This is a genomic window from Xanthomonas sp. WHRI 6108 (assembly GCF_040202385.2).
Lineage (GTDB): Bacteria > Pseudomonadota > Gammaproteobacteria > Xanthomonadales > Xanthomonadaceae > Xanthomonas > Xanthomonas arboricola.
In genome coordinates, this window is record NZ_CP168198.1 from 2,481,747 (window position 1) to 2,503,757 (window position 22,011).

Annotated in this window: 14 protein-coding genes and 5 tRNA genes; 10 read left to right on the top strand and 9 right to left on the bottom strand. The window is 65.4% G+C overall.

Annotated features, from left to right (window positions below):
• Positions 1–7 precede the first annotated feature (7 nt).
• A complete protein-coding gene (locus tag ABQ039_RS10395) occupies positions 8–667 on the top strand; it encodes a bifunctional 4-hydroxy-2-oxoglutarate aldolase/2-dehydro-3-deoxy-phosphogluconate aldolase (RefSeq protein ID WP_016902600.1) in 660 nt (219 codons plus the stop codon).
• 936 nt (positions 668–1,603) lie between these two features.
• Here ABQ039_RS10395 and ABQ039_RS10400 read toward each other — a convergent pair.
• From ABQ039_RS10400 to ABQ039_RS10410, 3 genes are read right to left on the bottom strand one after another with little or no spacing between them, the layout of a single operon-like run.
• Positions 1,604–4,687 (bottom strand): efflux RND transporter permease subunit, encoded by a 3,084-nt coding sequence (locus ABQ039_RS10400; RefSeq protein ID WP_184609468.1) that lies wholly within the window; start codon positions 4,685–4,687, stop codon positions 1,604–1,606.
• The gene (locus ABQ039_RS10405; RefSeq protein ID WP_349777780.1) at positions 4,684–8,193 is read right to left on the bottom strand and encodes an efflux RND transporter permease subunit; all 3,510 of its coding nucleotides are present in this window, start codon (positions 8,191–8,193) and stop codon (positions 4,684–4,686) included. Before ABQ039_RS10405 ends, ABQ039_RS10400 begins: the two co-directional genes overlap by 4 nt.
• On the bottom strand, positions 8,190–9,323 hold the full coding sequence (locus ABQ039_RS10410) for an efflux RND transporter periplasmic adaptor subunit (protein ID WP_349777779.1): 1,134 nt from the start codon (positions 9,321–9,323) through the stop codon (positions 8,190–8,192). The genes ABQ039_RS10405 and ABQ039_RS10410 overlap by 4 nt, the downstream gene beginning before the upstream one ends.
• Before the next feature lie 204 nt (positions 9,324–9,527).
• Between ABQ039_RS10410 and ABQ039_RS10415 the strand changes: the two genes are divergently transcribed.
• The 6 genes from ABQ039_RS10415 (at position 9,528) to ABQ039_RS10440 (ending at position 11,380) form a co-directional block, all read left to right on the top strand.
• Positions 9,528–9,920, top strand: coding sequence for a cytochrome c (locus ABQ039_RS10415; RefSeq protein WP_046342823.1), 393 nt, complete (start codon positions 9,528–9,530; stop codon positions 9,918–9,920).
• An 8-nt stretch (positions 9,921–9,928) separates the two neighbouring features.
• On the top strand, positions 9,929–10,390 hold the full coding sequence (locus tag ABQ039_RS10420) for a cytochrome c (RefSeq protein ID WP_160955148.1): 462 nt from the start codon (positions 9,929–9,931) through the stop codon (positions 10,388–10,390).
• Positions 10,391–10,494: 104 nt separating this feature from the next.
• Positions 10,495–10,570: transfer RNA gene (locus ABQ039_RS10425), tRNA-Ala, on the top strand.
• A gap of 45 nt (positions 10,571–10,615) precedes the next feature.
• Positions 10,616–10,691: transfer RNA gene (locus tag ABQ039_RS10430), tRNA-Glu, on the top strand.
• A gap of 489 nt (positions 10,692–11,180) precedes the next feature.
• A tRNA-Ala gene (locus ABQ039_RS10435) sits at positions 11,181–11,256 on the top strand.
• Positions 11,257–11,304: 48 nt separating this feature from the next.
• Positions 11,305–11,380 (top strand) — tRNA-Glu (locus ABQ039_RS10440).
• A 189-nt stretch (positions 11,381–11,569) separates the two neighbouring features.
• Here ABQ039_RS10440 and ABQ039_RS10445 read toward each other — a convergent pair.
• Entirely contained in the window at positions 11,570–11,746 is a 177-nt protein-coding gene (locus ABQ039_RS10445) for a hypothetical protein (protein WP_166771333.1), read from the bottom strand.
• Positions 11,747–12,092: 346 nt separating this feature from the next.
• Positions 12,093–12,179, bottom strand: a tRNA-Leu gene (locus ABQ039_RS10450).
• 139 nt (positions 12,180–12,318) lie between these two features.
• Here ABQ039_RS10450 and ABQ039_RS10455 point away from each other — a divergent pair.
• Positions 12,319–12,699 carry a response regulator gene (locus ABQ039_RS10455; protein WP_046342825.1) on the top strand — a complete coding sequence of 127 codons (381 nt, stop codon included), beginning with the start codon at positions 12,319–12,321 and terminating at the stop codon, positions 12,697–12,699.
• Positions 12,700–13,370: 671 nt separating this feature from the next.
• On the top strand, positions 13,371–16,670 hold the full coding sequence (locus ABQ039_RS10460) for a PAS domain S-box protein (protein WP_374057863.1): 3,300 nt from the start codon (positions 13,371–13,373) through the stop codon (positions 16,668–16,670).
• Between the two features lie 389 nt (positions 16,671–17,059).
• Here the strand turns inward: ABQ039_RS10460 and ABQ039_RS10465 are convergent, their stop codons facing one another.
• Complete coding sequence (locus ABQ039_RS10465; protein ID WP_349777778.1) at positions 17,060–19,426, bottom strand: Tex family protein; 2,367 nt, start codon at positions 19,424–19,426, stop codon at positions 17,060–17,062.
• Between the two features lie 244 nt (positions 19,427–19,670).
• Complete coding sequence (locus ABQ039_RS10470; RefSeq protein ID WP_016904406.1) at positions 19,671–19,898, bottom strand: hypothetical protein; 228 nt, start codon at positions 19,896–19,898, stop codon at positions 19,671–19,673.
• 191 nt (positions 19,899–20,089) lie between these two features.
• On the opposite strand from ABQ039_RS10470, the gene ABQ039_RS10475 reads away from it, so the two are divergent.
• Positions 20,090–21,301 carry an FAD-dependent oxidoreductase gene (locus tag ABQ039_RS10475; protein ID WP_349777777.1) on the top strand — a complete coding sequence of 404 codons (1,212 nt, stop codon included), beginning with the start codon at positions 20,090–20,092 and terminating at the stop codon, positions 21,299–21,301.
• On the opposite strand, the gene ABQ039_RS10480 is transcribed toward ABQ039_RS10475, so the two are convergent.
• Both ABQ039_RS10480 and ABQ039_RS10485 read right to left on the bottom strand, forming a co-directional pair.
• Positions 21,259–21,774: a hypothetical protein gene (locus ABQ039_RS10480; protein ID WP_349777776.1), complete on the bottom strand. Its 516-nt coding sequence runs from the start codon at positions 21,772–21,774 to the stop codon at positions 21,259–21,261. The genes ABQ039_RS10475 and ABQ039_RS10480 overlap by 43 nt on opposite strands.
• Complete coding sequence (locus ABQ039_RS10485; RefSeq protein WP_104574704.1) at positions 21,744–21,944, bottom strand: PspC domain-containing protein; 201 nt, start codon at positions 21,942–21,944, stop codon at positions 21,744–21,746. Before ABQ039_RS10485 ends, ABQ039_RS10480 begins: the two co-directional genes overlap by 31 nt.
• Between the last annotated feature and the right edge of the window lie 67 nt (positions 21,945–22,011).

Sequence of the window (22,011 nt, forward strand, 5' to 3'; positions counted from 1 at the left end):
AGTTGCAATGACGATTGCCCAGACCCAGAACACCGCCGAACAGCTGCTGCGCGATGCCGGCATCCTGCCGGTGGTCACCGTGGACACGCTGGACCAGGCGCGCCGCGTGGCCGATGCGCTGCTCGAAGGCGGCCTGCCCGCGATCGAACTGACCCTGCGCACCCCGGTCGCGATCGAAGCGCTGGCCATGCTCAAGCGCGAGCTGCCCAACATCGTGATCGGCGCCGGCACCGTGCTGAGCGAGCTGCAACTGCGTCAGTCGGTGGATGCCGGTGCCGACTTCCTGGTCACCCCCGGCACGCCGGCGCCGCTGGCGCGCTTGCTCGCCGATGCGCCGATCCCCGCCGTGCCCGGCGCGGCCACGCCGACCGAGCTGCTGACCCTGATGGGCCTGGGCTTCCGCGTGTGCAAGCTGTTCCCGGCCACTGCCGTGGGCGGCTTGCAGATGCTCAAGGGCCTAGCCGGCCCGCTGTCCGAACTCAAGCTCTGCCCCACCGGTGGCATCAGCGAGGCCAACGCGGCCGAGTTCCTGTCGCAGCCGAATGTGCTGTGCATCGGAGGCTCGTGGATGGTGCCCAAGGACTGGCTGGCGCAGGGCCAGTGGGACAAGGTCAAGGAGAGCTCGGCCAAGGCGGCGGCGATCGTGCGGCAGGTACGCGCGGGCTGATTCTCTGGCCAGTGTATCCAGCGGCTTGGAACCCAGGTTGCCGGGAAAGCTGGACAGCTGAGGAAAGCTGATCAGCTGGGGCTTTGGTTTTGAATGAGGAAAGCCCGGTTTGCTGGCGCTTTCACTTTGGTTGAGGAAAGGCTGCTGGCAGGCGCCTTGTTTCATGCGTGCGAGCGGCCCGCGGGCGCCGGGCAGGACACGCCGTGAACCCATCCATGGGGGCTCTTACACGCGCCATGTCGTGTAAGGTCCTGCCCCGGCGCCCGCGGACCACTCTCGAATGTTCCTGTGTTGGCGGAACGGAGAGCAGCCACTGCCGCAGGGCATGCTCGACCTAGGATTTGATCGTTGCCTCGGCTATTGGGGCAGAGGCCTCTTCGCATCCCTCTTGAAGGCAGCGGATTGAGAGCACTGGAACCGCGCACTTCTGAGTACTTGGCATCTGGGCGGTCTGTCAGAGAGCTACGAAGTCGAAGGTCCAGAAGACGTGCGGCGACCTTGGCGGATGATTGGCACCAAAATCGACCACTGAATCGGCTGTCGTTTTTCGTCGCTCAACGTCACGGAAACGACTCGCCGAGGCGGCAGCGTGGCCGGGGATTGGCGGAGAGCGGCACAGGGATGTGCCGCGGCGGCGAGTCAGACAGGATGTCTGACCGAGCCGAGGAGCCAGTCCGCGGACGCGCTGTCGCCCTCACCAAAGCCAGCGAAACACAGCCGCGTGCTTGGCAGTGCCCCGGAAGAGAAACCGTACCCTCACCCCAACCCCGCTCCCGGCCCACGCTTGCGGCGCGGTAGATCCAAGGCACGCGCGTCCATGGCGCGTAAGCCGTGCCTTCTCGCCCCACCGGGAGAGTGGCTTTGCGCCTTGTCACTCAGGGCCTCAGTGCGCTGGTGAGTGCCTTAGGCCAGGGAAACTTCAGCAGGGTTGGCGGCTCACGATTCCAGCGCAACGCTTGCCGACGGCGTCGGCACGCCGCGCGCACGTCGTACCAGCGCGGCTGCGCCGTTGCTCATGTCATCGAGAATTGCGTAGATCGTCGGCAGAAACAGCAGACTCACCACCGTCGAGAACGCCAGTCCGCCGGCGATCGCGCGGGCCATCGGGAAGTACGGCGGGCCATCGCTGAACATCGTGGTGCTGGTCAGCGAGATCGGCACCATCGCCAGGATGGCGGTGCCCATCGTCATCATGATCGGCCGCAAGCGCTCGCGTGAGCCTTCTATCAAGGCCTGCGTGCGGCCCATGCCGCGGCGGCGCAGGTTGTTGATGTGCTCGATCATCACGATGCCGTTGTTCACCACCACGCCCATCAACACCAGGATGCCGATGAATGACATGATCCCGAACGAGGTGCCGGTGATCCAGAACAGCCAGAACACCCCGAAGATCGAAAACACCACGCCGCTCATGATCGCCGCAGGAAACAGCAGCGATTCGAATACCGCTGCCATCACTACATAGATCATCACCAGCGCGATCACCAGGTTGAAGACCATCTGGCCCATCGCTTCGCCGTCGTTCTGGTAATCGCCGCCGTCGAAGGTATAGCTGTAACCGGCGGGGAAACTCATCGCCTTGAGCGGCTTTTCCATTGCCGCGCGTGCTTCCGGCACGGTGACCTTGCTGGCCAGATTGGCCTTGATGGTCAGCGTGGTCTGGCGATTGGTGCGGCCGATCTGGGTGGCGGCCGGGCGAATCTGCACATCGACCAGACTGAGCAACGGCACGCTGCGGCCATCCTTGGTGCGTACCGTGAAGCTGGCCAGGTCTTCCGGCTTGCTCTGTTCGGCGCCGGCAAAGCGCACCCACACCGGTACCTCGTTGTCGCCGCGGCGGAACTCGCGCAACGGCGTGCCACGCAACGCCAGACCGACGAAACTTGCCACCTGCTCGGCACTGAACCCGAAGGCTGCCGCACGCTCGCGATCGACCCGGATCGCCAACTCGCTGGTGCGGTCGCCGGTGTCCACGTGCACGTCGCGCAATTCCTTGCGCTGCGCCAGCAGCGGCATCACATCGTCGGCCAGGGCCTGCAAGGCCTGGGTCGAATCGCCGACCAACTGCACCTGCACGCCTTGATTGCCGCTGCCGCCATCACCCTGGTTGCCGATGCTGTAGTCCGCACGCGCCGAGCGCGGCAAGGCCTTGCGGATCTGTTCCAGCAACGCCGGCAGCTCCTTGACCTTGCCCGCGTCGAAAGTCACGGTGGTGCTGCCGCCTTCCGCTTCGCTGAACCACGAATAGATCTGGGTGATGTGGTACTTGTCGCGATTGGCTTGCAGGTAACGCTCGACCCGCCCCACTTCCTCACCCATCTGCTCATGCGTGTACGAGCCTTTCCATTGATACTGGATGAAAGCCTCGTTGCCGCCATCGCCGCCGAACATGTCGACCTTGGTCAACTTCATCGGCACCAGGCTGATCGCACTGACCAACACGATGCCGGCCACGCTCCAGCCACGATGAGCCAGCGTCCATGCCAGCACCTTGGCATAACGCCGCTGCAGCCGCGCAATCACGCCGCGCTCGGAGCTCACCATCGGCGGTGTCTTCATGCGCGCCGACAACATCGGAATCAGGCTGATCGCCACCAGCCACGAGGCCAGCAGCGACACCGAAATGGTGATCGCGATCTGCGCCATGAAGATGCTGATGTTGTTGGTCTCGCCAAACAGGTTCGGCACGAACACGATGCAATGGCACAAGGTGCCGGCGCTGAGCGCGATCGCCACGCTGCGCGTGCCGAGCAGGGCCGCAAGCTGCGGTTGACCGGGCATGCGCTCGCGTTCCTGGTAGATGCTTTCCACCACCACCACCGCGTTGTCGACCAGCATGCCGACCGCCAGCAGCAGGCCCATCATGGTCAGGATGTTGAGCGTGACGCCGACGAAGTACATGAAGCCCAGCGTGATCGCAAAGCAGATCGGAATCGCCAGCGTCACCATCAGCGTCGATGGCCAGTGGCGCAGGAAGAAGAACAGCACCGTGATCGACAACAACAGGCCCACCGCGCCGGCTTCTGCCAGTTCCGCCAGCGACGAGGTCACCGCCTTGCCCTGGTTGTCGATCACCTTGATCTGCACATCGCGCATCGCAGGTTCGGCGCGGATGTCCTCGACTTCCTTCAACGCCGCCTTGGACACATCCACCAGGTTGGCGCTGCGCTCCTTGTAGATGTCGAGCCCGATCGCCGGGCGCCCGTCCAGGCGACGGCCGTAATTCATCCGCGTCGGCTTCAACCGCACCTGCGCGATATCGGCCAGCCGCAGCCCCTTGGCATTGAGCACCAGGTCGCGCAGTTCCTGCAGGTCGCGCAATTCGCCGATTGGCTGTACCCGAATGCGCTGGCCGTTGTCGTCGATCTGCCCTGCCGACACCGAAAAATTGAGCTTGCCCAGGCGCTCGCTCAAATCATTGAGGCTGAGGTCGTGCGCGGTGAGCCGGTCCGGCGCGATGGCGATCTCCACTTCGTTCGGCGGTGCGCCGGAGATCTCCACCTTGGCCACGCCGGGAATCCGTTCGATGCGCCGCTTGAACTCGCGGTCGAGCATGTCGTACGCGCCGGTCAGGTCGGTCTGGCTGGCCAGGCGCACCTTCAGCACCGGCTCGTCGCTGCTGGACCATTTGTAGATGTGGAAGCGCTGCAGATCTTCCGGAAAATCGTCGCGGATGGCATCCAGCCGCTCGCGCGCATCCGATGCGGCGATGGCGATGTCGCGGTCCCAATCGGAGAACTCGATGAAGATATTGGCGCCATCGGCGGTGGCGGTCGAGCGCATGCGCTTGATGCCGGTCATCGTCGCCAGCGCCTCTTCGGCCGGCCGGACCAGGTTGCGTTCCACCTCGTCCGGGGTGGACCCGGTGTACGGCAGTTGCACGAACAGGAACGGTGCGGAAATGTCCGGCAGCGCCTCAAGCGGCAGCCGGAACGCGGCAATCAGCCCCACCACCACCAGCGAGACGAAGCACATGATGGTGGTGACCGGCCGACGGATGCTGAAGGCGGCAACGCTCATAGCGCCTCCAGCCCGTCGGAGTTACCGGTCGCCTGCGCACGTTGGCCGGCCGTGCGCCCGCCACGCTCCAGGTAGTACGCATCGGCGCGACGGTCCAGCAGGTCGTACACCACCGGGATCACCAGCAGGGTCAGCAGCGTGGACACCAGCAACCCACCGATCACGGTGATCGCCATCGGCGCGCGCACCTCGGCGCCCTCGCCCATCGCCACCGCCAACGGCAGGAAGCCGAACAAGGTGCACAGCGTGGTCATCACGATCGGCCGCAAGCGCGAACGCGCGCCTTCGATCAAGGCCTCGCGCTTGGGCACGCCCTCCTCGCGCAGCTGGTTGACCTTGTCGATCAGGATGATCGCGTTCTTGGTCACCAGCCCCACCAGCAGGATCAAGCCGATGAACACCACCACCGACACCGGCTTGCCGGTCATCAGCAAGGCCAGCACCGCGCCGACCATCGCCAGCGGAATGGTGAACAGGATGACGAACGGATGCAGCAGCGATTCGAACTGCGAGGCCATCACCAGATAGACCAGAAAGATCGCCAGACCGAAGGCGAACAACAGCGACTTCACCGATTGCGCCAGTTCCTCGCCCTGCCCGCCGATATGCATGCCCACGCCGGCGGCCAGCGGATCGTTGCGCACCATCGATTCGACCTCGCGCACCGCGCCGCCCAGATCCATGTCATGCAGGCTGGCCGAGACGATCGCCACGCGGGTCTGATCGGCGCGATGGATCTCGCTCGGCCCGGTCGTCGCCACCACCGCGGCCACCGCCGCCAGACGCACCGGCCGGCTGCTGCCCGGGTTGACGATCAGCTGCCGGATCGCATCCACACTGGCGCGGTCGCTGTGTTGCGCACGCACCAACACATCGATCTTGCGATCGCGAAAGCTGTAGCGCGTGGCCACATCGCCGCGCACCTTCTTGACGATCACATCGGCGATCTGGCGGGTGGTCAGGCCCAACGCAGCGGCGCGTTCCTGATCGAAACGGATCTGGATTTCCGGGAAGCCCTCTTCCACCGTCGACTTGACGTCGGCGTAATGGCCATTGGCCCGCAGCATCGCCGCCAGCTTCTGCCCGGCACGTTCCAGCTCGCCCAGATCCTGCCCGCGCAGCTCCACTTCCAGCGGCGTGGAAAAACTGAACAATGCCGGCCGTGCAAAATCCACCTGCGCTCCCGGATGGTCCACCATGCTGCTACGCAGCCGCCTGGTGGCCGCCGCTTCCACTTCCGGGCTGCCGCCGCCGGCCATCACCACGGTGAGCTTGCCGATGTTCTCGCCGCTCTCGGTGGGGTTGGCGTCCAGCCGCGTACCGCTGCCGCTCACCCCATACAACGAGGCGATGCCCGGATCCTTGTCGTGCGCCAGCTGCAACTCGCGCACCAGGGCGTCGGTCTGCGCCAGCGGCGTGCCGGAAGGCAGTTTCACCGTCATTTCGAAGCGGTCCTGTGCCAGCTGCGGAATCAAATCCGCACCCAGCATCGGCACCAGCAACACGGTGCCGATAAACGCGGCGGCCGCCAGTCCCAGCACCAGGCCGGGCCGCCGCAATGCCGCCGGCAGCATCGCCAGATAACCACGCTCGGCGCGGGCATACGGCGCCATCGCCAGGTCGCTGGCCTTGCGCATCACCGGCGATACCACCCGTGCGATGCCGCGCCACAGCTTGACCACCGCCCACGCCACCGCGAAGAACGCGTAGCGCACGCTCGCGCCGGCCCCGCGCCGGCCGGCAGCCACCGGCTTGAGCCAGCGCTGCTGCGGCTGCCACTGCGGCTGGCTGGGCTCGTCCGGGAATGCCATCGGCGGCGCACCCTTGAGCGAACTCAGCATCGGGATCAGCGTCATCGACACCACCAGCGAGATCGCGATCGCGATCGCCACGGTCAGCGCCTGGTCGCGGAACAGCTGCCCGGCGATGCCCTCGACGAACACCAGCGGCAGGAACACCGCGATTGTGGTCAACGTGGACGCCATCACCGCCATGCTGACTTCACGGGTGCCGGCGATTGCCGCATCCAGCACGCTCAGGCCACGTTCGCGCGCCTTGGCGATGCTTTCCAGCACCACGATCGAGTCGTCCACCACCAGCCCGGTGGCCAGTGCCAGCCCGCCCAGCGACATCACGTTGAGGCTCAGGCCCAACTGGCCCATGAAGAAGAACGTGGTGATGATCGACACCGGCAACGACAGGCTGATCACGAAGGTGCTCCAGCCATCGCGCAGGAACAGGAAGATGATCAGGATCGCCAGCACGCCGCCAATCACCGCATCCTTCTTGACGTCGCTGATCGCGTGCTCGATGAAGTGCGACTGGTCCTCGATGGTGGTGATCTCCACATCGCCGGGCACGGTCGCCTGCAACTGCTCCAGCCGCTTGCGCAGTGCCGCGGCGGTGGACACGGTATTGGCGTCGCCTTCCTTGTAGATCGCCAGCTCCACCGCTTCCTTGCCGCCCAGGCGGATGATCGCCTCGCGTTCCTTGTAGCCCTGGCGCACCTCGGCCACATCCTTCAATCGCACCGGCATGCCGCCGGCGATGCTGCTACTGGACGCCGACGAGGTGCTCTGCACTTCGGCCGCTGCGGCCAGCGCCGCCTGCGACCCGGTGGACGCGGCGATCGCATACATCTGCTGCATCGCCGCTTCCGCGGCGCTGCCGCTGCTGCTCTGCGTGGTCACCAGCATGTTGCGGATCTCGTCCAGATCCACGAACTGGTTGACCGTGCGCACCAGATACCGCTGCGAGCCTTCTTCCAGCCGGCCGCCGGAGATATTGACGTTCTCCTCCTTGAGCCGGGTGATCACGTTGTCGATCGGCAGGTTGAGCTGCGCCAGTTTCTGCTGATCGATATCGACCTGGATCTCGTCTTCCAGCCCGCCGCCGACCTTGACCGCGGCCACGCCGGCCACCGGTTCGAGCTTCTTCTTCAGGTCTTCGTCGGCGTAGCGACGCAGCCCGGTGAGCTGGCGGATCGCATCGTTGTCGGAGGCCGGCGCCTGTTTGGGCGACAGCGCCAGCCGCATGATCGGCTCGGTGGATGGATTGAAGCGCAGCAGCACCGGCGGCTTGGTTTCCAGCGGCAGCGACAGGGCTTCCATCTTGTCGCGCACTTCCAGGCTGGCCTGGTCCATGTTGGTGCCCCAGGCGAACTCCAGCACCACATCGCTCTGCCCGGTGCGCGAGATCGACTTGAGCTTGCGCAGGTTCTTGACCACGCCGACGGCTTCTTCCACCGGCTCGGTCACCAGCGTTTCGATTTCCGCCGGCGCCGCGCCGGTGTATTCGGTGCGCACGGTCAGCGTGGGGTAGCTCAGGTCCGGCAACAGGTTGACCTTGAGACTGCGCAACGCGATCAGCCCGAACAGCAGCATGGTCACGGTGATCATCGCGATGGTCACCCGCCGCCGCGTGGCGAAGGCCACCAGACCGCCGCCGCCGGGCAAGGGGGCATGCGGGTCGTGCACGGGTGCGTGCGGGTTGCCGTGCTCGCTCATGAGCGTTTCCCGTCGCTGCCGGCTGCCGGTGCCGCAGCGGCAACCGGCTTGCGGTCGGGCTGGCCGATGACCTGCACCGCAGTGCCATCACGCAGTGCCACCTTGCCGGCGGTCACCACCTGGTCGCCTTCCTTCAGCCCTTGCCGCACTTCCAGCCACGGGCCTTCGGCATAACCAAGTTTCACCGGCACCCGGCTGGCCTTGCCGTTACGCACCACGAACACCGCCGGCTCGCCATCGTCCAGCAGCGCCAGGCGCGGGATCACCAACGCGTCCTTGCGCTGGTCGTAGTCGATGCGGATGCGCCCGAACATGCCCGGCTGCAGCGCTTCGGCGCCCTGGCCGAACGCACAGATCACCCGGAAGGTACCGCTGCCCGAATCCACCACCGGCGCAATGCGGTCGACCTTGCCGATGAACTGCTGACCGGGCAAGGCATCGGCCAGCAAGGTCACCGGCTGGCCGGACTTGAGCGTGGCCAGTTCGCGCTCGGGCACGTTGAGCGTGGCTTCCAGCTGCGAATCGTCGACGATGCGGAAGATCGGCGTATTGATCTGCACGAAGTTGCCGGTCTTGATCGAGCGCGAGGCGATCACCCCGGAAATCGGCGCCTGCACCGTGGTGTAGGACAGCTCCAGCGATGCCAGGCGATGCTGCGCGCGGCTGTTTTCGACATCGAACTTGAGCTGGTCGACATCGGCGGCACTGACCAGCTGCTGCCCCACCAACTGGGTGGCACGGCGGTAACTGTTCTCCAGTTTGCGCAGCTGCGCTTCGCTTTGCGCCACCGCCAGATGCGCACGGTCCGGATCCAGGCGAACCAGGGCCTGACCCGCGGACACCTTCTGGCCCTCTTCCACCATCACCGCCAATGCAACGCCGGAGGTCTTGGCCACCACCTGCGCTTCGGCACGCGGCTCCAGGGCGGCGGTGCCGGTATAGCTGGCCGCCACCGCACGGCGTGCGGCCTTGGCAATTTCCACCGGCACCGCATCGACGGTTTTCTTCTTCTCGGCGGCCTTGGCCTCGCCATCTCCCGCCTTGCAGCCGCCCAGCAACAGGCTCGTGGTGATCAACAATGCAGCGGCGCAGGTTCCGCTGCGGCCCGGCAGGAAGGAGAGTGGCGACATCGTCGTGTCCTAGTGGATGCGTGAACAGGTGTTGTAGGCAAGTAGACCACCAGAACGATCATGTCGCCAATGCGCCAAAGGTCATGGTCTGTTCAAGTTCGCGTATTCACCCCGTTTGCGCCACGCCAAATCGCAGGCATACTCGGAGCGGTTCCGCCACGCCCCCACGTGCGGACGTTCAATCAGTCTTCCGGATACGAAACCATGCGCCCGCAGCCGCTCGCCGCTTGTCTCGCTCTGGTCGTCTTCCTGCCGTTTGGGGGCGCATCAGCGACACCGTCAGTCACGCCAGCCGCACCCGCCACCCCTGCGCCCGCCGCGGCAGTGGCTACACCCGCAGCGCCCACCGGCAATCCGTCCAACGGCCGCTTGCTGGCCTACACCTGCCAGGGCTGCCATGGCGTCACCGGCTACAAGAACGCCTATCCCAGTTATCGCGTGCCCAAGATCGGCGGCCAGTCCAGCCAGTATCTGACCCAGGCGCTGACCGAGTACCGCCAGGGCAAACGCAAGCATCCCACCATGCAAGCGCAGGCGCAGAGCTTTTCCGAGCAGGACATCGCCGATATCTCCGCCTACCTGTCCACCCTCAAATAAGCGCCCACATGCCGAACGCCCTGCACGCTCCGCGTCTAGCCATCGCCCTGGTCGCTGCCCTGATGTTGGCGGCCTGCTCCCAATCCCAGGTCGAGTCCACCGATCATTCCGCCGGCGATGCCGGCCACGCCAGTGGCGAACATGGCTCCGGCTCGTCTGCCGGCCTGCCGACCGGGCGCGCCGACGCCGGCGACAAGCTGGCGCACGCGAAAGGCAAGGCCACCGGCCAGAGCTGCGTCGATTGCCACGGCGCCGACGGCAATGCCCCCATCGACCCCAGCTATCCCAAGCTCGGCGGCCAGTACGGCGATTATCTTGCACATGCTCTGCAGGCCTACCGCAGCGGCGATCGCCAGCACCCGTTGATGACGGCGCAGGCCACTGCGCTGAGCGATCAGGACATCGCCGACCTGGCCGCCTACTTCGGTGCTCGACAGACGCAGCTGCGCGACCTGCACGGCGTCAACTGAGTTGCCGATGCGCAGCGTGCCCCGCGCACGCTGCGTCTCATGCGAAATGAAAAAGCACTTGCGCGAACATTAACAGGCCGCTATCATTTCGTTCTCAGTTTCGTGGGGCCATAGCTCAGCTGGGAGAGCGCCTGCATGGCATGCAGGAGGTCGGCGGTTCGATCCCGCCTGGCTCCACCACTCCTGGCTTAGGCCGTCAGGGTGACAACTCAGGTTTTGATACGCGTCCCCATCGTCTAGAGGCCTAGGACACCACCCTTTCACGGTGGACACCGGGGTTCGAATCCCCGTGGGGACGCCAATCATCTGAAAGCCCCGGCACTGCCGGGGCTTTTTTTTGCGTGTTTTTCAGCATCGATTGGACGCGCGGTTATCTGCACGCGACGCTCGTGGTGGCATCTCGATCTTCTGAGACGATGACGCAACGGCTTCGCATCATTGCAATGCGGCCCGACCCCAACCTGCCGTTGCCGGCACAGCCGCACACATGTCGATGGTGGAGAACGCACACGCTTGCAATGTCGATTGGTCGTCCGCGCAGACTGTTGCAGCTTGCCGACGTACGAAAGAAGCCACCACCACGACGCCTTCATTTACTGCGCGACCAGACAATCGTCCATACAGACGACATCGCATCCGGTCGACCTGCGACGCGCGCACGCATCAACTGCTCGCGAAGGCATGCGCCACGCTGCTCCCGCTACTGGCGAATCGGTCGTGCAAACTTTTTTGCACACACCACTTCCCAAGCGCCATCGATGTCGCTATGATTGCCGGCTCGCAGCATCGTGGGGCCATAGCTCAGCTGGGAGAGCGCCTGCATGGCATGCAGGAGGTCGGCGGTTCGATCCCGCCTGGCTCCACCAAATTCCCGACATAGGCCGTCTGGAATCTACAACCAGGTTTTGATACGCGTCCCCATCGTCTAGAGGCCTAGGACACCACCCTTTCACGGTGGACACCGGGGTTCGAATCCCCGTGGGGACGCCAATCATCCGAAAGCCTCGGCACTGCCGGGGCTTTTTTTTGCCTGAAATTCAGCGGTACCCTGTTCCACCGCATGCAGGCGTGGCGACACGATACGCGCGCATCCTGTCAGTCCATCCACACACACGCGCGCATCGATTGTGGAACGCGCACAGCTTGGTTGCGCGTCGAACGAATCCGCACAACGACGGATCAGGTCTGGCCGACATCCAGCGCCTTGCGGCCTTCGTGGGTGAGATCGATGTCGCCGTCTTCGGCCTGGGTCGCATAGCCGGCACGCACTGCCCAGTTGGCCTCTTCGTCGGCGACCGGCCTGGTGTCATGGATGTCGCGCAAGATGCGCAGTTGCTGCGAAGAATCGAAATCCATGGGAAGCCACCTGCTTGAAAAGAGCTTTCCAAGGTACGCATCGCGCGTGATGGCTGCGTGCCTACAGGCGTGTACCAGCAACCCACGCTCATCTCGCCGGAATTTTCAGCGACCACGCATCATCGATGCGCGGCAATGGAACACGCCGCCATGCGGTGAAGAAAGGTGACGCCGCTGCATCAGCAGCTGCGCCACGTCCACGGCAAAATGCTCTATTTCTGACGGCATACTCAGGCGCGACGATGCAGCAGCTGCCAACGTTCGCCGGTTGCGGCGATTCTCGAGCGCACAAAAGAAAAGCCCCTCTGACCGTCGCCAGAAGGGCTTTGCTTGTACTGCTACATCCTGGTGCCGAAGGTGGGACTCGAACCCACACGCTTTTAAGGGCGGCGGATTTTGAATCCGCTGCGTCTACCGATTCCGCCACTTCGGCGTGGCCGCGCAGTATAGCGACTTGCGCATGAAACGAACAGTGTCACAACGCGCCTGACGAATTCAGCTGCAAGCAATGGCGTCAGCGCTGCGGTGGAGCAGTGTCGATATACTGGCCGACTTAGGTGAAGGAGTAAGCAATGTCGGTGTTGCGTGGAGTTCGGGTGCTGGTGGTCGAGAACGACCAGATGAATGCCATGCTGCTCGATCTGCAGCTCGTCCAGGCTGGCGCAGTGGTGCTGGGTCCGGTCGGGGAAGTTGCGCAAGCGCTGACCCTGATCCAGGCCGATGCGCCGGAGATCGCAGTGCTCGACTACCGCCTCGGCAATGGCGAGACCAGCGAGCCGGTCGCCCGGTTGCTGTCGGAGCTCGGGATTCCGTTCGTGCTGGCGACCGGTGTTGCCAGTGGCACCATCCCCAGCGGCTTCGAGCGCGGCGTGATCCTGACCAAGCCCTATTTGTCAGACGAACTGATCAGCGCTTTGGCCAGGGCACGGCAACTGAGCGGCGCCGCCAGCTGAAAGCTCCGACCAGCCCCTGGGTCGCCAGCATGCGGGCCCGGCCGATGCCCTCATTCATCGCCAGCCACACCTGCAGACCGCCCGCCTGCTGCGCTTAACGTAGGCTCATCGCGCGGTCGCGCCGGCTGCCACACCCCCTCGATCACGGCCCGCTTGCCACTAGAATCGTGCATCCAGGCATGATGGGCAGGTCACCAATGGATATCGCCGTGTCGCCGTTTGCCGGTCTGTTGCCGGAGACGTGCGAGACAGCCGGGCTGTTGCTGGCATCGTCCGCATGCGCCGCCGACCCGCTGCTACGCGACAGCCCAGCGCTGCGCACGACGCTTTCGCTGTGCCTGCATGCACAGGCGCCAATGTTGCTGGTCTGGGGCGAGCAGTCGCGCTGCATCTACAACGATGCCTGCGCCGCGCTGTTGGGTGAACGCCACCCGGCAGCATTCGGCCAACCCTTGGCGGAACTTGCAGACGGCGCTGAAGCCAACCACAGCGATGCCGATGCGCGTGCAGCATTGACGCTGTCGACGTGGTCCTGCAGCCCGGTGCTGCAGGCCGGCAAACCTCTGGGCATGCTGTATGTCGCCGGCACGCCCGCCCCTGCTGCAGGGCCGCCCCGTCGCGAGTCCGCGCCCGCAGCGGTGTCGCCTTCGCTCGACCAGTCGCCGGCCTTCATGGCGGTGTTGCGGGGACCCGGCTACATCATCGAAAGCGCGAACCAACGCTTCCACGAGCTGGTCGGCCAGCGACCGTTGCTCGGCCGTCCGTTGCTCGAGGCGATGCCGGAAGTCGCAGACCAGGGCTATCTCGAGCTGCTCGATGAGGTGCGGCGCAGCGGCCGCCCCTTCATCGGCGAGTCGATGTCCGCCTATCTGCAGCGCACGCCCGGCAATGCGCTCGATCAGACCTTCGTGGATTTCCTGTATCAGCCGATACGCGAGCGCGACGGCCGCATTGACGCGATCCTGGTGCACGGATTCGATGTCACCCAGCAACGCAGCATGGCAAGTCGCGACAGTTTCCTGCTGACGCTCGAAGACGCGCTGCAAAACGTTTCCGATCCGCGTCAGATCATCGATACCAGCGTGCGCTTGCTGGGCGAGCATCTGCAGGTCAATCGCTGCGCGTTCGGCCTGGCGGCGGCCGACGGCAGAACCATGCACGTGATCAGCGACCATGTGCAGGACATGCCTAGCCTGCAGGGCGATTTTCCGCTGGAAGTGGCACAGGGCCTGCGCGACGCCCTGCTGGAGAATCGCCCCTGGTTCACCACCGATGCGATGGCGCCCGGCGCACCGGACTACGTGGCGCAGCAGTACCGCCGCTCCGGCCTGCGCGCGTCGCTGGCGATTCCGCTGCACAAACACGGCCGCCTGGTCGCGGCCATCGGCGTGCATCAGCGCGCACCGCGGCGCTGGCTGTCCGCCGAGATCGAGCTGGTCCGCCTGGTTGCGGCGCGCTGCTGGGAATCCATGCAACGCGCCAAGGCGCAGCAGCAACTGGCCGCCAACGAGGCGCGGCTACGCCGACTGGCCGATACGCTGCCACAGATCATCTTCATTGCCGACCCGGAGGGTGAGCCGCATTACTTCAACCGGCGCTGGTACGAATACACCGGACTGGATCCTGCCGACCACCAGACCGCCGCGTGGCATCAGGCACACACCGCCGATGGCCTGCAGCTGTCTGCGCAGGCCTGGGCGTTGGCCATCGAGGGCGAACGCGCCTACGAAATGGAGTGCGAGCTGCAACGCCACGATGGCCAGCGGCGCTGGCATCTGGCGCGTGCCCTGCCCGTGCGCGGCGACGACGGCAGCATCAGCGAGTGGATCGGCACCTACACCGATATCCATGACCGCCGTGCGTTCGAGCAACAGCTGCGCGAAAGCGAAGTGCGCTTCCGCGCCTTGTGCGAGACGGTGCCGGCAATGATCTGGATGGCCGATGCGCAGGGCGACTGCGTATACTGGAATCCGCGCTGGTACCACTTCACCGGGCAGGCCGAAGACCAGGCAATGGACCAGGGCTGGTGGGATGTGATGCATCCGGACGACGCCGAACGCGTGCGCCACGCATTCGGCCAGGCCTTGGAGCAGCGAGGCGAGTTCCTGGCCGAGTACCGCGTACGTCGCCACGACGGGCAATACCGTTGGTGCATCGATACCGCGTCGCCGCATTTCGCCAGCGACGGACGCTTCCTCGGCCATATCGGTTCGCTGACCGATATCTCCGAACGCAAGCTGATCGAGGATGAAACTGCCTCCGATCGCGCCATCCTGAGCCTGATCACCACCGGCGCGCCGCTGCCGGTGGTGCTGGACGCCATCGCAGCGAGCGTGGAAGCGCGTGGCGAGATTGCGCTGTATTGCGCGGTGATGGTGCTGGATGACGTACGCAAGATGCTGAGCTTCGGCTCGGCGCCGCATTTTCCGGTCGAGTACCGCGGGCATTTCGAAGCCTCGCCGATCGGGCCGAACGGGCCGCCGTGCGCGCGCTCGGCCTATCTCGGTCAGCAGGTGATCTGCGAGGACATCCAGGCCGACCCCAGCTTCAGCGACCACCACGCGATTTCGGCGGCGCTGGGCATCGTCGCCTGCTGCGTGACGCCCATCCTGGACAGCAACGGCCAAGTGCTGGGCACGCTCAACATCTACTACGACCGCGTCCACCTGCCCTCGCTGCGCGAACAGGCGATGGCGCGCTCTGCATCGCATCTGGCCGGCATCGTCATCGAGCGTACGCGCGTGGATGCCAAGCTCAAGCAATCGCTGCAGGCCGAGACTGTCGCACGCAGCCAGGCCGAGCATGCCAACCGGGTCAAGGACGAGTTCCTGGCCACGCTCAGCCACGAATTGCGCACGCCGCTCAATGCCATCCTGGGCTGGTCGCGGTTGATGCAGTCGGAGGTGTTCGAGCCGGCCAATCTGGGCAAGGGCCTGATCATCATCGAACGCAGTGCGCGTGCGCAGACGCAGATCATCGACGACCTGCTCGACATGAGTGCGATCCTGTCCGGCAAGATCCGCCTGCAGGCAGAGCACTTCGATATCGCAGGACTGATGCGCAGTACGGTGGAGTTGATGCAGCCGTCTGCACTGGCGCGCGACATCGCGCTGGAACTGGATGCACCCGGCGAGGGCGAGCTGTGGTTCTTCGGCGATGCCGGGCGGCTGCAGCAGGTGCTGTCCAACCTGCTCAGCAATGCGCTCAAGTTCACCTCACCCGGCGGAACGGTGCGGGTGGCGCTGGACATCGAGGACGAACGGCTGCGACTGTGCGTGCAGGACACCGGCATCGGGATTGCGGCCGAGTTCCTGCCGCATGTGTTCGACCGCTTTCGGCAGGCCGATGCCGGCACCACGCGGCGCGTGGGCGGGCTGGGGCTGGGCTTGTCGATCTCGCGCCAGTTGGTCGATCTGCACGGCGGCAGCCTGGGTGCCTCCAGTGCGGGCGAAGGCAAGGGGTCGACCTTCACCATCGTGCTGCCGTTCCAGCACGGGGTCAGCGATCTGCGTCCCGCGTCGGCCGGGTCGCTGCAGGTCGGTCCGCTGCCGAGTGATTGTCTCGGGCGCCTGGATGGCGTGCGCCTGCTGCTGGTCGACGACGACCAGGATTCGCGCGAGGCGGTGGTGCAGTTTTTGATGCTTGCCGGCGCGCAGGTGCAGGCGGCCGGCTCGGTGGAAGCGGCCGAACAATGCCTGGCAGACACGCCCTTCGACGTGCTGGTCAGCGATATCGCCATGCCGGTGCGCGACGGCTACGACTTGATCCGCACGGTGCGCTCCGGCCGCGCCGACCTGCCGCGGCACATCCCTGCGATCGCCCTCACCGCCTATGTGCGCGAAGAAGACCGCGACCGCGCTGTGGTCGCCGGATTCGATGCGCATATGGGCAAGCCGGTGGAACCACCCGGCCTGGTCGACCTGATCGAACGCCTGATCTTGCCGACGCGCGCGGTACGCAGCGAGGCGTGAGATCGCCTGGAAACGCAATAAAACAGCGTGGTCAACCAAGTGCTGCTTGCAGCACACACACACACCGACCATCCCAACAGGTCCTTGCCCGCCTACCGTCGCGGGACCTTACGCGGCATGGATGCCGCGTAAGAGCCTACATGGACCTACTTGCGGCGTGTCCTGCGATGGTGGGCGGGCAAGGGCCCTGCAGCAAGACCTCAGACCAGCCGCCTTACGACTGATCGTATCTGCATAGGCGCACCGCGGTGGTCGGAGTGCACGGACCCGCAGCCAAGTTGCAGATCAGCCTGCCCAAGCGCGATCCAATCGCAGCCGGACCCGCCGCCTTGCGAGCGGGTCTATCTACACGGCCCAGCCACGCCAGGGCAGCCGCCGGGCACGCTGACTCAGCCGCGCTTGGCGCGAGCGAATGCCGCGGCCAGCGCGTTGTCGGCCGGCGGCGCAGTAGTGCGCGGCTTGCTGTTGCCCTGCGCCGGGCCACGCCCACCGCCACCATCGCGCCGGCCCTGCCCCGTGCCGCCGTTGCCGCGCTGATCGCGCGATTGGGCTGCAGCATCGGCCGGCGGTGGCGTATCGGACAGACGGCAGGTCAGTGCGATGCGTTTGCGCGCCACGTCCACTTCCAGCACCTTGACCTTGACGATGTCGCCGGCCTTGACCACATCGCGCGGATCCTTGACGAAGGTGTCCGACAACGCGGAGATGTGCACCAGGCCATCCTGATGCACGCCGATGTCGACGAACGCACCGAATGCGGCCACGTTGCTGACCACGCCTTCGAGCACCATGCCGGGCTTGAGATGCTTGATGTCCTCGATGCCTTCGGCGAACTGCGCCGCCTTGAACTCGGGGCGCGGATCGCGGCCGGGTTTTTCCAGCTCCTTGAGGATGTCGCGCACGGTCGGTACGCCGAACTGCTCGTCGGTGAACAGCTCCGGCTTGAGCCCACGCAGGAAGCTGCCATCGCCCAGCAGGGCCTTGATCGGCTTGCCGGTGCTGCCAACGATGCGCTCGACCACCGGATAGGCTTCCGGATGCACCGCTGACACGTCCAGCGGCTCGTCGCCATCGGCGATGCGCAGGAAACCGGCGCATTGTTCGAAGGTCTTGTCGCCCAGACGCGGCACCTTGAGCAGGTCCTTGCGGCGCTTGAACGGCCCGTTGTCGTCGCGATGGCGCACGATATTTTCCGCCACCGTGCTCGACAGCCCGGACACGCGCGACAGCAGCGCCGCCGACGCGGTATTGACGTACACGCCGACCGCATTGACGCAGTCTTCCACGCGCGCCTCCAGCGCCTTGGCCAGACGATACTGGTCCACGTCGTGCTGATACTGGCCCACGCCGATCGCCTTGGGCTCGATCTTGACCAGCTCGGCCAGCGGATCCTGCAGGCGCCGCGCAATCGACACCGCACCGCGCAGCGACACGTCCAGATTGGGGAACTCCTTGGCAGCAAACTCGGACGCCGAATACACCGACGCACCGGCTTCGCTGACCACGATCTTCTGCAGCTTGCTCGCCCCGCACAGCGCGATCGCCTCACCGGCGAGTTTGTCGGTCTCGCGGCTGGCGGTGCCATTGCCGATCGCAATCAGCTCCACGTTGTGTTGCATGCACAGCTTCTTGATCGTCTGCAGCGACTGCTCCCATTGCCGCTTGGGCTCGTGCGGGTAGATCGTCTCGGTGGCCACCAGCTTGCCGGTGGCATCGACCACGGCGATCTTGCAACCGGTGCGGATACCCGGGTCCAGCCCCAGCACCACGCGCGGGCCGGCCGGCGCGGCCAGCATCAGGTCCTTGAGGTTGTCGCCGAACACGGCGATCGCCTCGGCCTCGGCCTTCTCCCGCGCCTGGTTGAACAGGTCCAGCAGCAGATGCATGTGCAGCTTGGCGCGCCAGGTCAGCCGGCAGGCATCCAGCAACCAGCGATCGGCCGGACGGTTCTGGTTGGAGATGCCGGCATTGCGCGCCACACGGCCCTCAGCGTACTGATGGCCGGCCTCGGCATCGTTGCCCGGCTCCAGATCCAGGTACAGGAACTCCTCGCGGCGCGCACGAAACAGCGCCAGCAAGCGGTGCGAGGGAATCTTGGACAGCGATTCGGCATGATCGAAGTAATCGCGGTACTTGGCACCGGCCTCTTCCTTGCCCTCGGCAACGCGCGCGCGGATCACGCCGTTGTCGTTCAACCAGCTGCGCAGCTCGCCCACCAGGGCGGCATCTTCGCCCCAGCGCTCCATCAGGATGGCGCGTGCGCCTTCCAGCGCTGCCTTGATATCGGCCACGCCCTTTTCCGCGTCGATGTAGGCCGCAGCAGCGACTTCCGGCGCCTGGCTCGGGTCGGCCAGCAGGCCATCGGCCAGCGGCTCCAGACCGGCTTCGCGCGCAATCTGCGCACGCGTGCGGCGCTTGGGCTTGTAAGGCAGGTACAGGTCTTCCAGCCGCGACTTGCTGTCGGCCGCCACGATCTCGGCGCGCAATTCGTCGCTGAGTTTGCCCTGCTCGCCGATGCTGGACAGGATCGCCGCGCGGCGCTCTTCCAGCTCGCGCAGATAGGTCAGGCGCGTTTCCAGATTGCGCAGCTGGGTATCGTCCAGCCCGCCGGTGACTTCCTTGCGATAGCGCGCGATGAACGGAACGCTGGCGCCTTCGTCGAGAAGGGCAATGGCGGCGCGCGCCTGGGCGGGTTGGGCACCGATCTCGTCGGCGATGGTGCGAGCGATCTGCTGGGCAAGCTGGCTGTCGTGCATGGCGGCGCGGCCGGAGCCGCTTCACTGAAAAAAGCATTTTCGCAGTGCTGGCCCGCCGCGGGAACCCGTTGACAGGATCGCCATAACCCTATGCCGGCGCGCCCGTCGATGGCTGACAAGCGCTAGCGGGCGATCGTCAGGTGGTTACCGATGGTGCGGAAGCGCTGAAGTACCGTTGCGATACCTGCAGCAGTGGGCACTTGGCGCCCACTGACGGTGGGCGCACTCGTCCGGTCGGCTGCGCTTAGCTGGCGCGACCTGCGTAATGCGTGGCCGCGCGCTCGACCAGGATGCTTTCGTGCAGCGATTCCAGTGCCATCACGCGGATCTTGCCGACGTCCTTCAACGGCACCATGCGCTCGACATAGATCTCCGGGCCAGCGTCGGTCATCGCGCGCGACTTGCTGAACCCGTAAGGCACAACTCCCTTGTCGCCATCTTTGCTGCCACCGACGTACAGAACGATCGACATGCCCACACCCTCATTAACAACTGTGACTACGTTAGTGGCGCGAGCATAACGACCGCGCCGTGAGGAGCTTTCCACGCACGTTAACGCCGGCTGTTTGCGGTTTGGTGACGGCGGGATCCCTCGCCTGTCTGCACAACCGCTTCACCCGGCCTGCCGGTCCAATTGCGCTCCGCCCGCACGTACGACACCGCATGGACCTCAAGAGTGGCTACCCGTTCTGGTCGATCCGCAACGGGTTGATGCGCGCCTATCCACGTCTGGAGCGGGACACCGATTGCGAGGTGGCCATCATCGGCGGCGGGGTCACCGCCGCGCTGATCGCGCACGAACTGCTCAAGCACGGGCACGAGGTGGTGGTGCTCGAGCAGCGCGAGATCGGCTGGGGCAGTACCTCGGCCAGTACCGCCTTGCTGCAGTACGAAATCGACACACCGATGATCGAGTTGGCCAGGCATTACGGCATGCCGGCGGCAGCGCTTGCATACGCTGCGTGCGCGCAAGCCATCATCGACCTGCAAGGCCTCTGCAATACGCTGGGCGGCTGCGACTTCAGCCGTCAGGACAGCCTGTACTACGCCAGCCGGTCGCGGGATCTCGACGACCTACGCAGCGAACTGCAGGTGCGAAAAACCCACACTCTTCCGGTCGAATGGATCGAGCGCGCGCCGTTGTGGCACAACTACGGCGTACGCTCCGAGGGTGCGATCCTCAGCCGCCTGGCTGCCAGCGTCGATCCGTATCGGCTGTGCTACCGCCTGTTTGCAGAAGGCGAGCATTACGGCGCGCGCATCTACGACCGCACCGCGATCGCCACCCTCACACCCCACGACCGGCATGTCGCGTTGCGCACCCGCGACGGGGTCACGCTGCGCGCCCGGCACGTCATCATGGCCGCAGGCTACGCAAACCAGCAGTGGCTGTCGCAGCGCGTTGCACGCAACCGCAGCAGCTACGCATTCGTGACCGATCCGCTGCACGATGGCGAGATGGGCGCGCTCAAGCACACCATGATGTGGGAAACCGCGCGTCCCTATCTCTACCTGCGCAGCACGCCGGATGGACGCGTGGTGGCCGGCGGCGAAGACGACAACATCGATCTGCCCGCACGTCGCGACGCACGTGTCATGCGCAAGCTGAAGACGCTGCTGAAGAAGATCCACCAGACGATGCCGGACATCAGCCTGCGCCCGGTGTTCGCCTGGGGCGGCACCTTCGCCGAAACCGCCGATGGACTGCCATTCTTCGGCCCGCATCCGCAACATGGGCCGCGGGTGTCGTTCGCGATGGCGTACGGCGGCAACGGTATCACCTACAGCGCGATCGGTGCAGGCTTATTGCGCGCGCAACTGGAAGGCAGGCCTCACCCGTTATCGGACCTGTTCGGTTTCTCGCGGTTGCGCTGAGATCCCCACGGCCACCAGCCGTGGCCGTGCAGCGCATACGTGTCGGCGGCCCGTTCCAGCGGATTGCGCACGTGGATGCCGCCGCACAGCAGATACACCGGCAAAAACAGCGGGCCGAGCAGCATGTACTGGTAGACATGCGCACGTTCGTGGTCGCCCAGGCGCACCGGCGGGTGCTGACAACGCCCGGCCGCATGCGCATACGTGCTGCACTGCAGATCCAGTGAGGCGCCCTTGAGCAGGATCACATTGCCCAGCGTCATCGCCCCGCCCGGTCCCCATGGCCAGGCATGGAACACCACGGCCACTTCCTGCCCGGACCAGCGCGGACGCGCGCCGAAACAGCTGCCGGCGGCACCGATGGCAAGGCCAAGCAAGGTATTGGGCAGCGTCCACAACGCGCCCAGCACCTGCACGGACGACCACCGGCGCCGGGCGGGCGTCAGTCGGCCTGATTGGGGATCAGCAGCCACAGGATCAGATAGACCAGGATGCCGGGGAACGCGGCCGAGGCGATCGACACGATTACGAACAGCACCCGCAACAGCGTGGAGCTCCAGCCGAAGCGGCGGGCGATGCCGCCGACCACGCCGGCGATCATGCGGTCGTTGAGGGAACGGGACAATGTGGTGGTCGTGACCATGGAAGGCTCCTTCGAACGTGTCGCCCAGTCTAAAAAGCGCAGCGACTGCGCCTTGTGACGGCTGCGG

Coding starts and splice junctions, on each gene's coding strand:
- ABQ039_RS10395 (WP_016902600.1), top strand. CDS start 8: ATGACGATTGCCCAGACCCAGAACACCGCCGAACAGCTGCTGCGCGAT.
- ABQ039_RS10400 (WP_184609468.1), bottom strand. CDS start 4,687: ATGAGCGTTGCCGCCTTCAGCATCCGTCGGCCGGTCACCACCATCATG.
- ABQ039_RS10405 (WP_349777780.1), bottom strand. CDS start 8,193: ATGAGCGAGCACGGCAACCCGCACGCACCCGTGCACGACCCGCATGCC.
- ABQ039_RS10410 (WP_349777779.1), bottom strand. CDS start 9,323: ATGTCGCCACTCTCCTTCCTGCCGGGCCGCAGCGGAACCTGCGCCGCT.
- ABQ039_RS10415 (WP_046342823.1), top strand. CDS start 9,528: ATGCGCCCGCAGCCGCTCGCCGCTTGTCTCGCTCTGGTCGTCTTCCTG.
- ABQ039_RS10420 (WP_160955148.1), top strand. CDS start 9,929: ATGCCGAACGCCCTGCACGCTCCGCGTCTAGCCATCGCCCTGGTCGCT.
- ABQ039_RS10445 (WP_166771333.1), bottom strand. CDS start 11,746: ATGGATTTCGATTCTTCGCAGCAACTGCGCATCTTGCGCGACATCCAT.
- ABQ039_RS10455 (WP_046342825.1), top strand. CDS start 12,319: ATGTCGGTGTTGCGTGGAGTTCGGGTGCTGGTGGTCGAGAACGACCAG.
- ABQ039_RS10460 (WP_374057863.1), top strand. CDS start 13,371: ATGGCGGTGTTGCGGGGACCCGGCTACATCATCGAAAGCGCGAACCAA.
- ABQ039_RS10465 (WP_349777778.1), bottom strand. CDS start 19,426: ATGCACGACAGCCAGCTTGCCCAGCAGATCGCTCGCACCATCGCCGAC.
- ABQ039_RS10470 (WP_016904406.1), bottom strand. CDS start 19,898: ATGTCGATCGTTCTGTACGTCGGTGGCAGCAAAGATGGCGACAAGGGA.
- ABQ039_RS10475 (WP_349777777.1), top strand. CDS start 20,090: ATGGACCTCAAGAGTGGCTACCCGTTCTGGTCGATCCGCAACGGGTTG.
- ABQ039_RS10485 (WP_104574704.1), bottom strand. CDS start 21,944: ATGGTCACGACCACCACATTGTCCCGTTCCCTCAACGACCGCATGATC.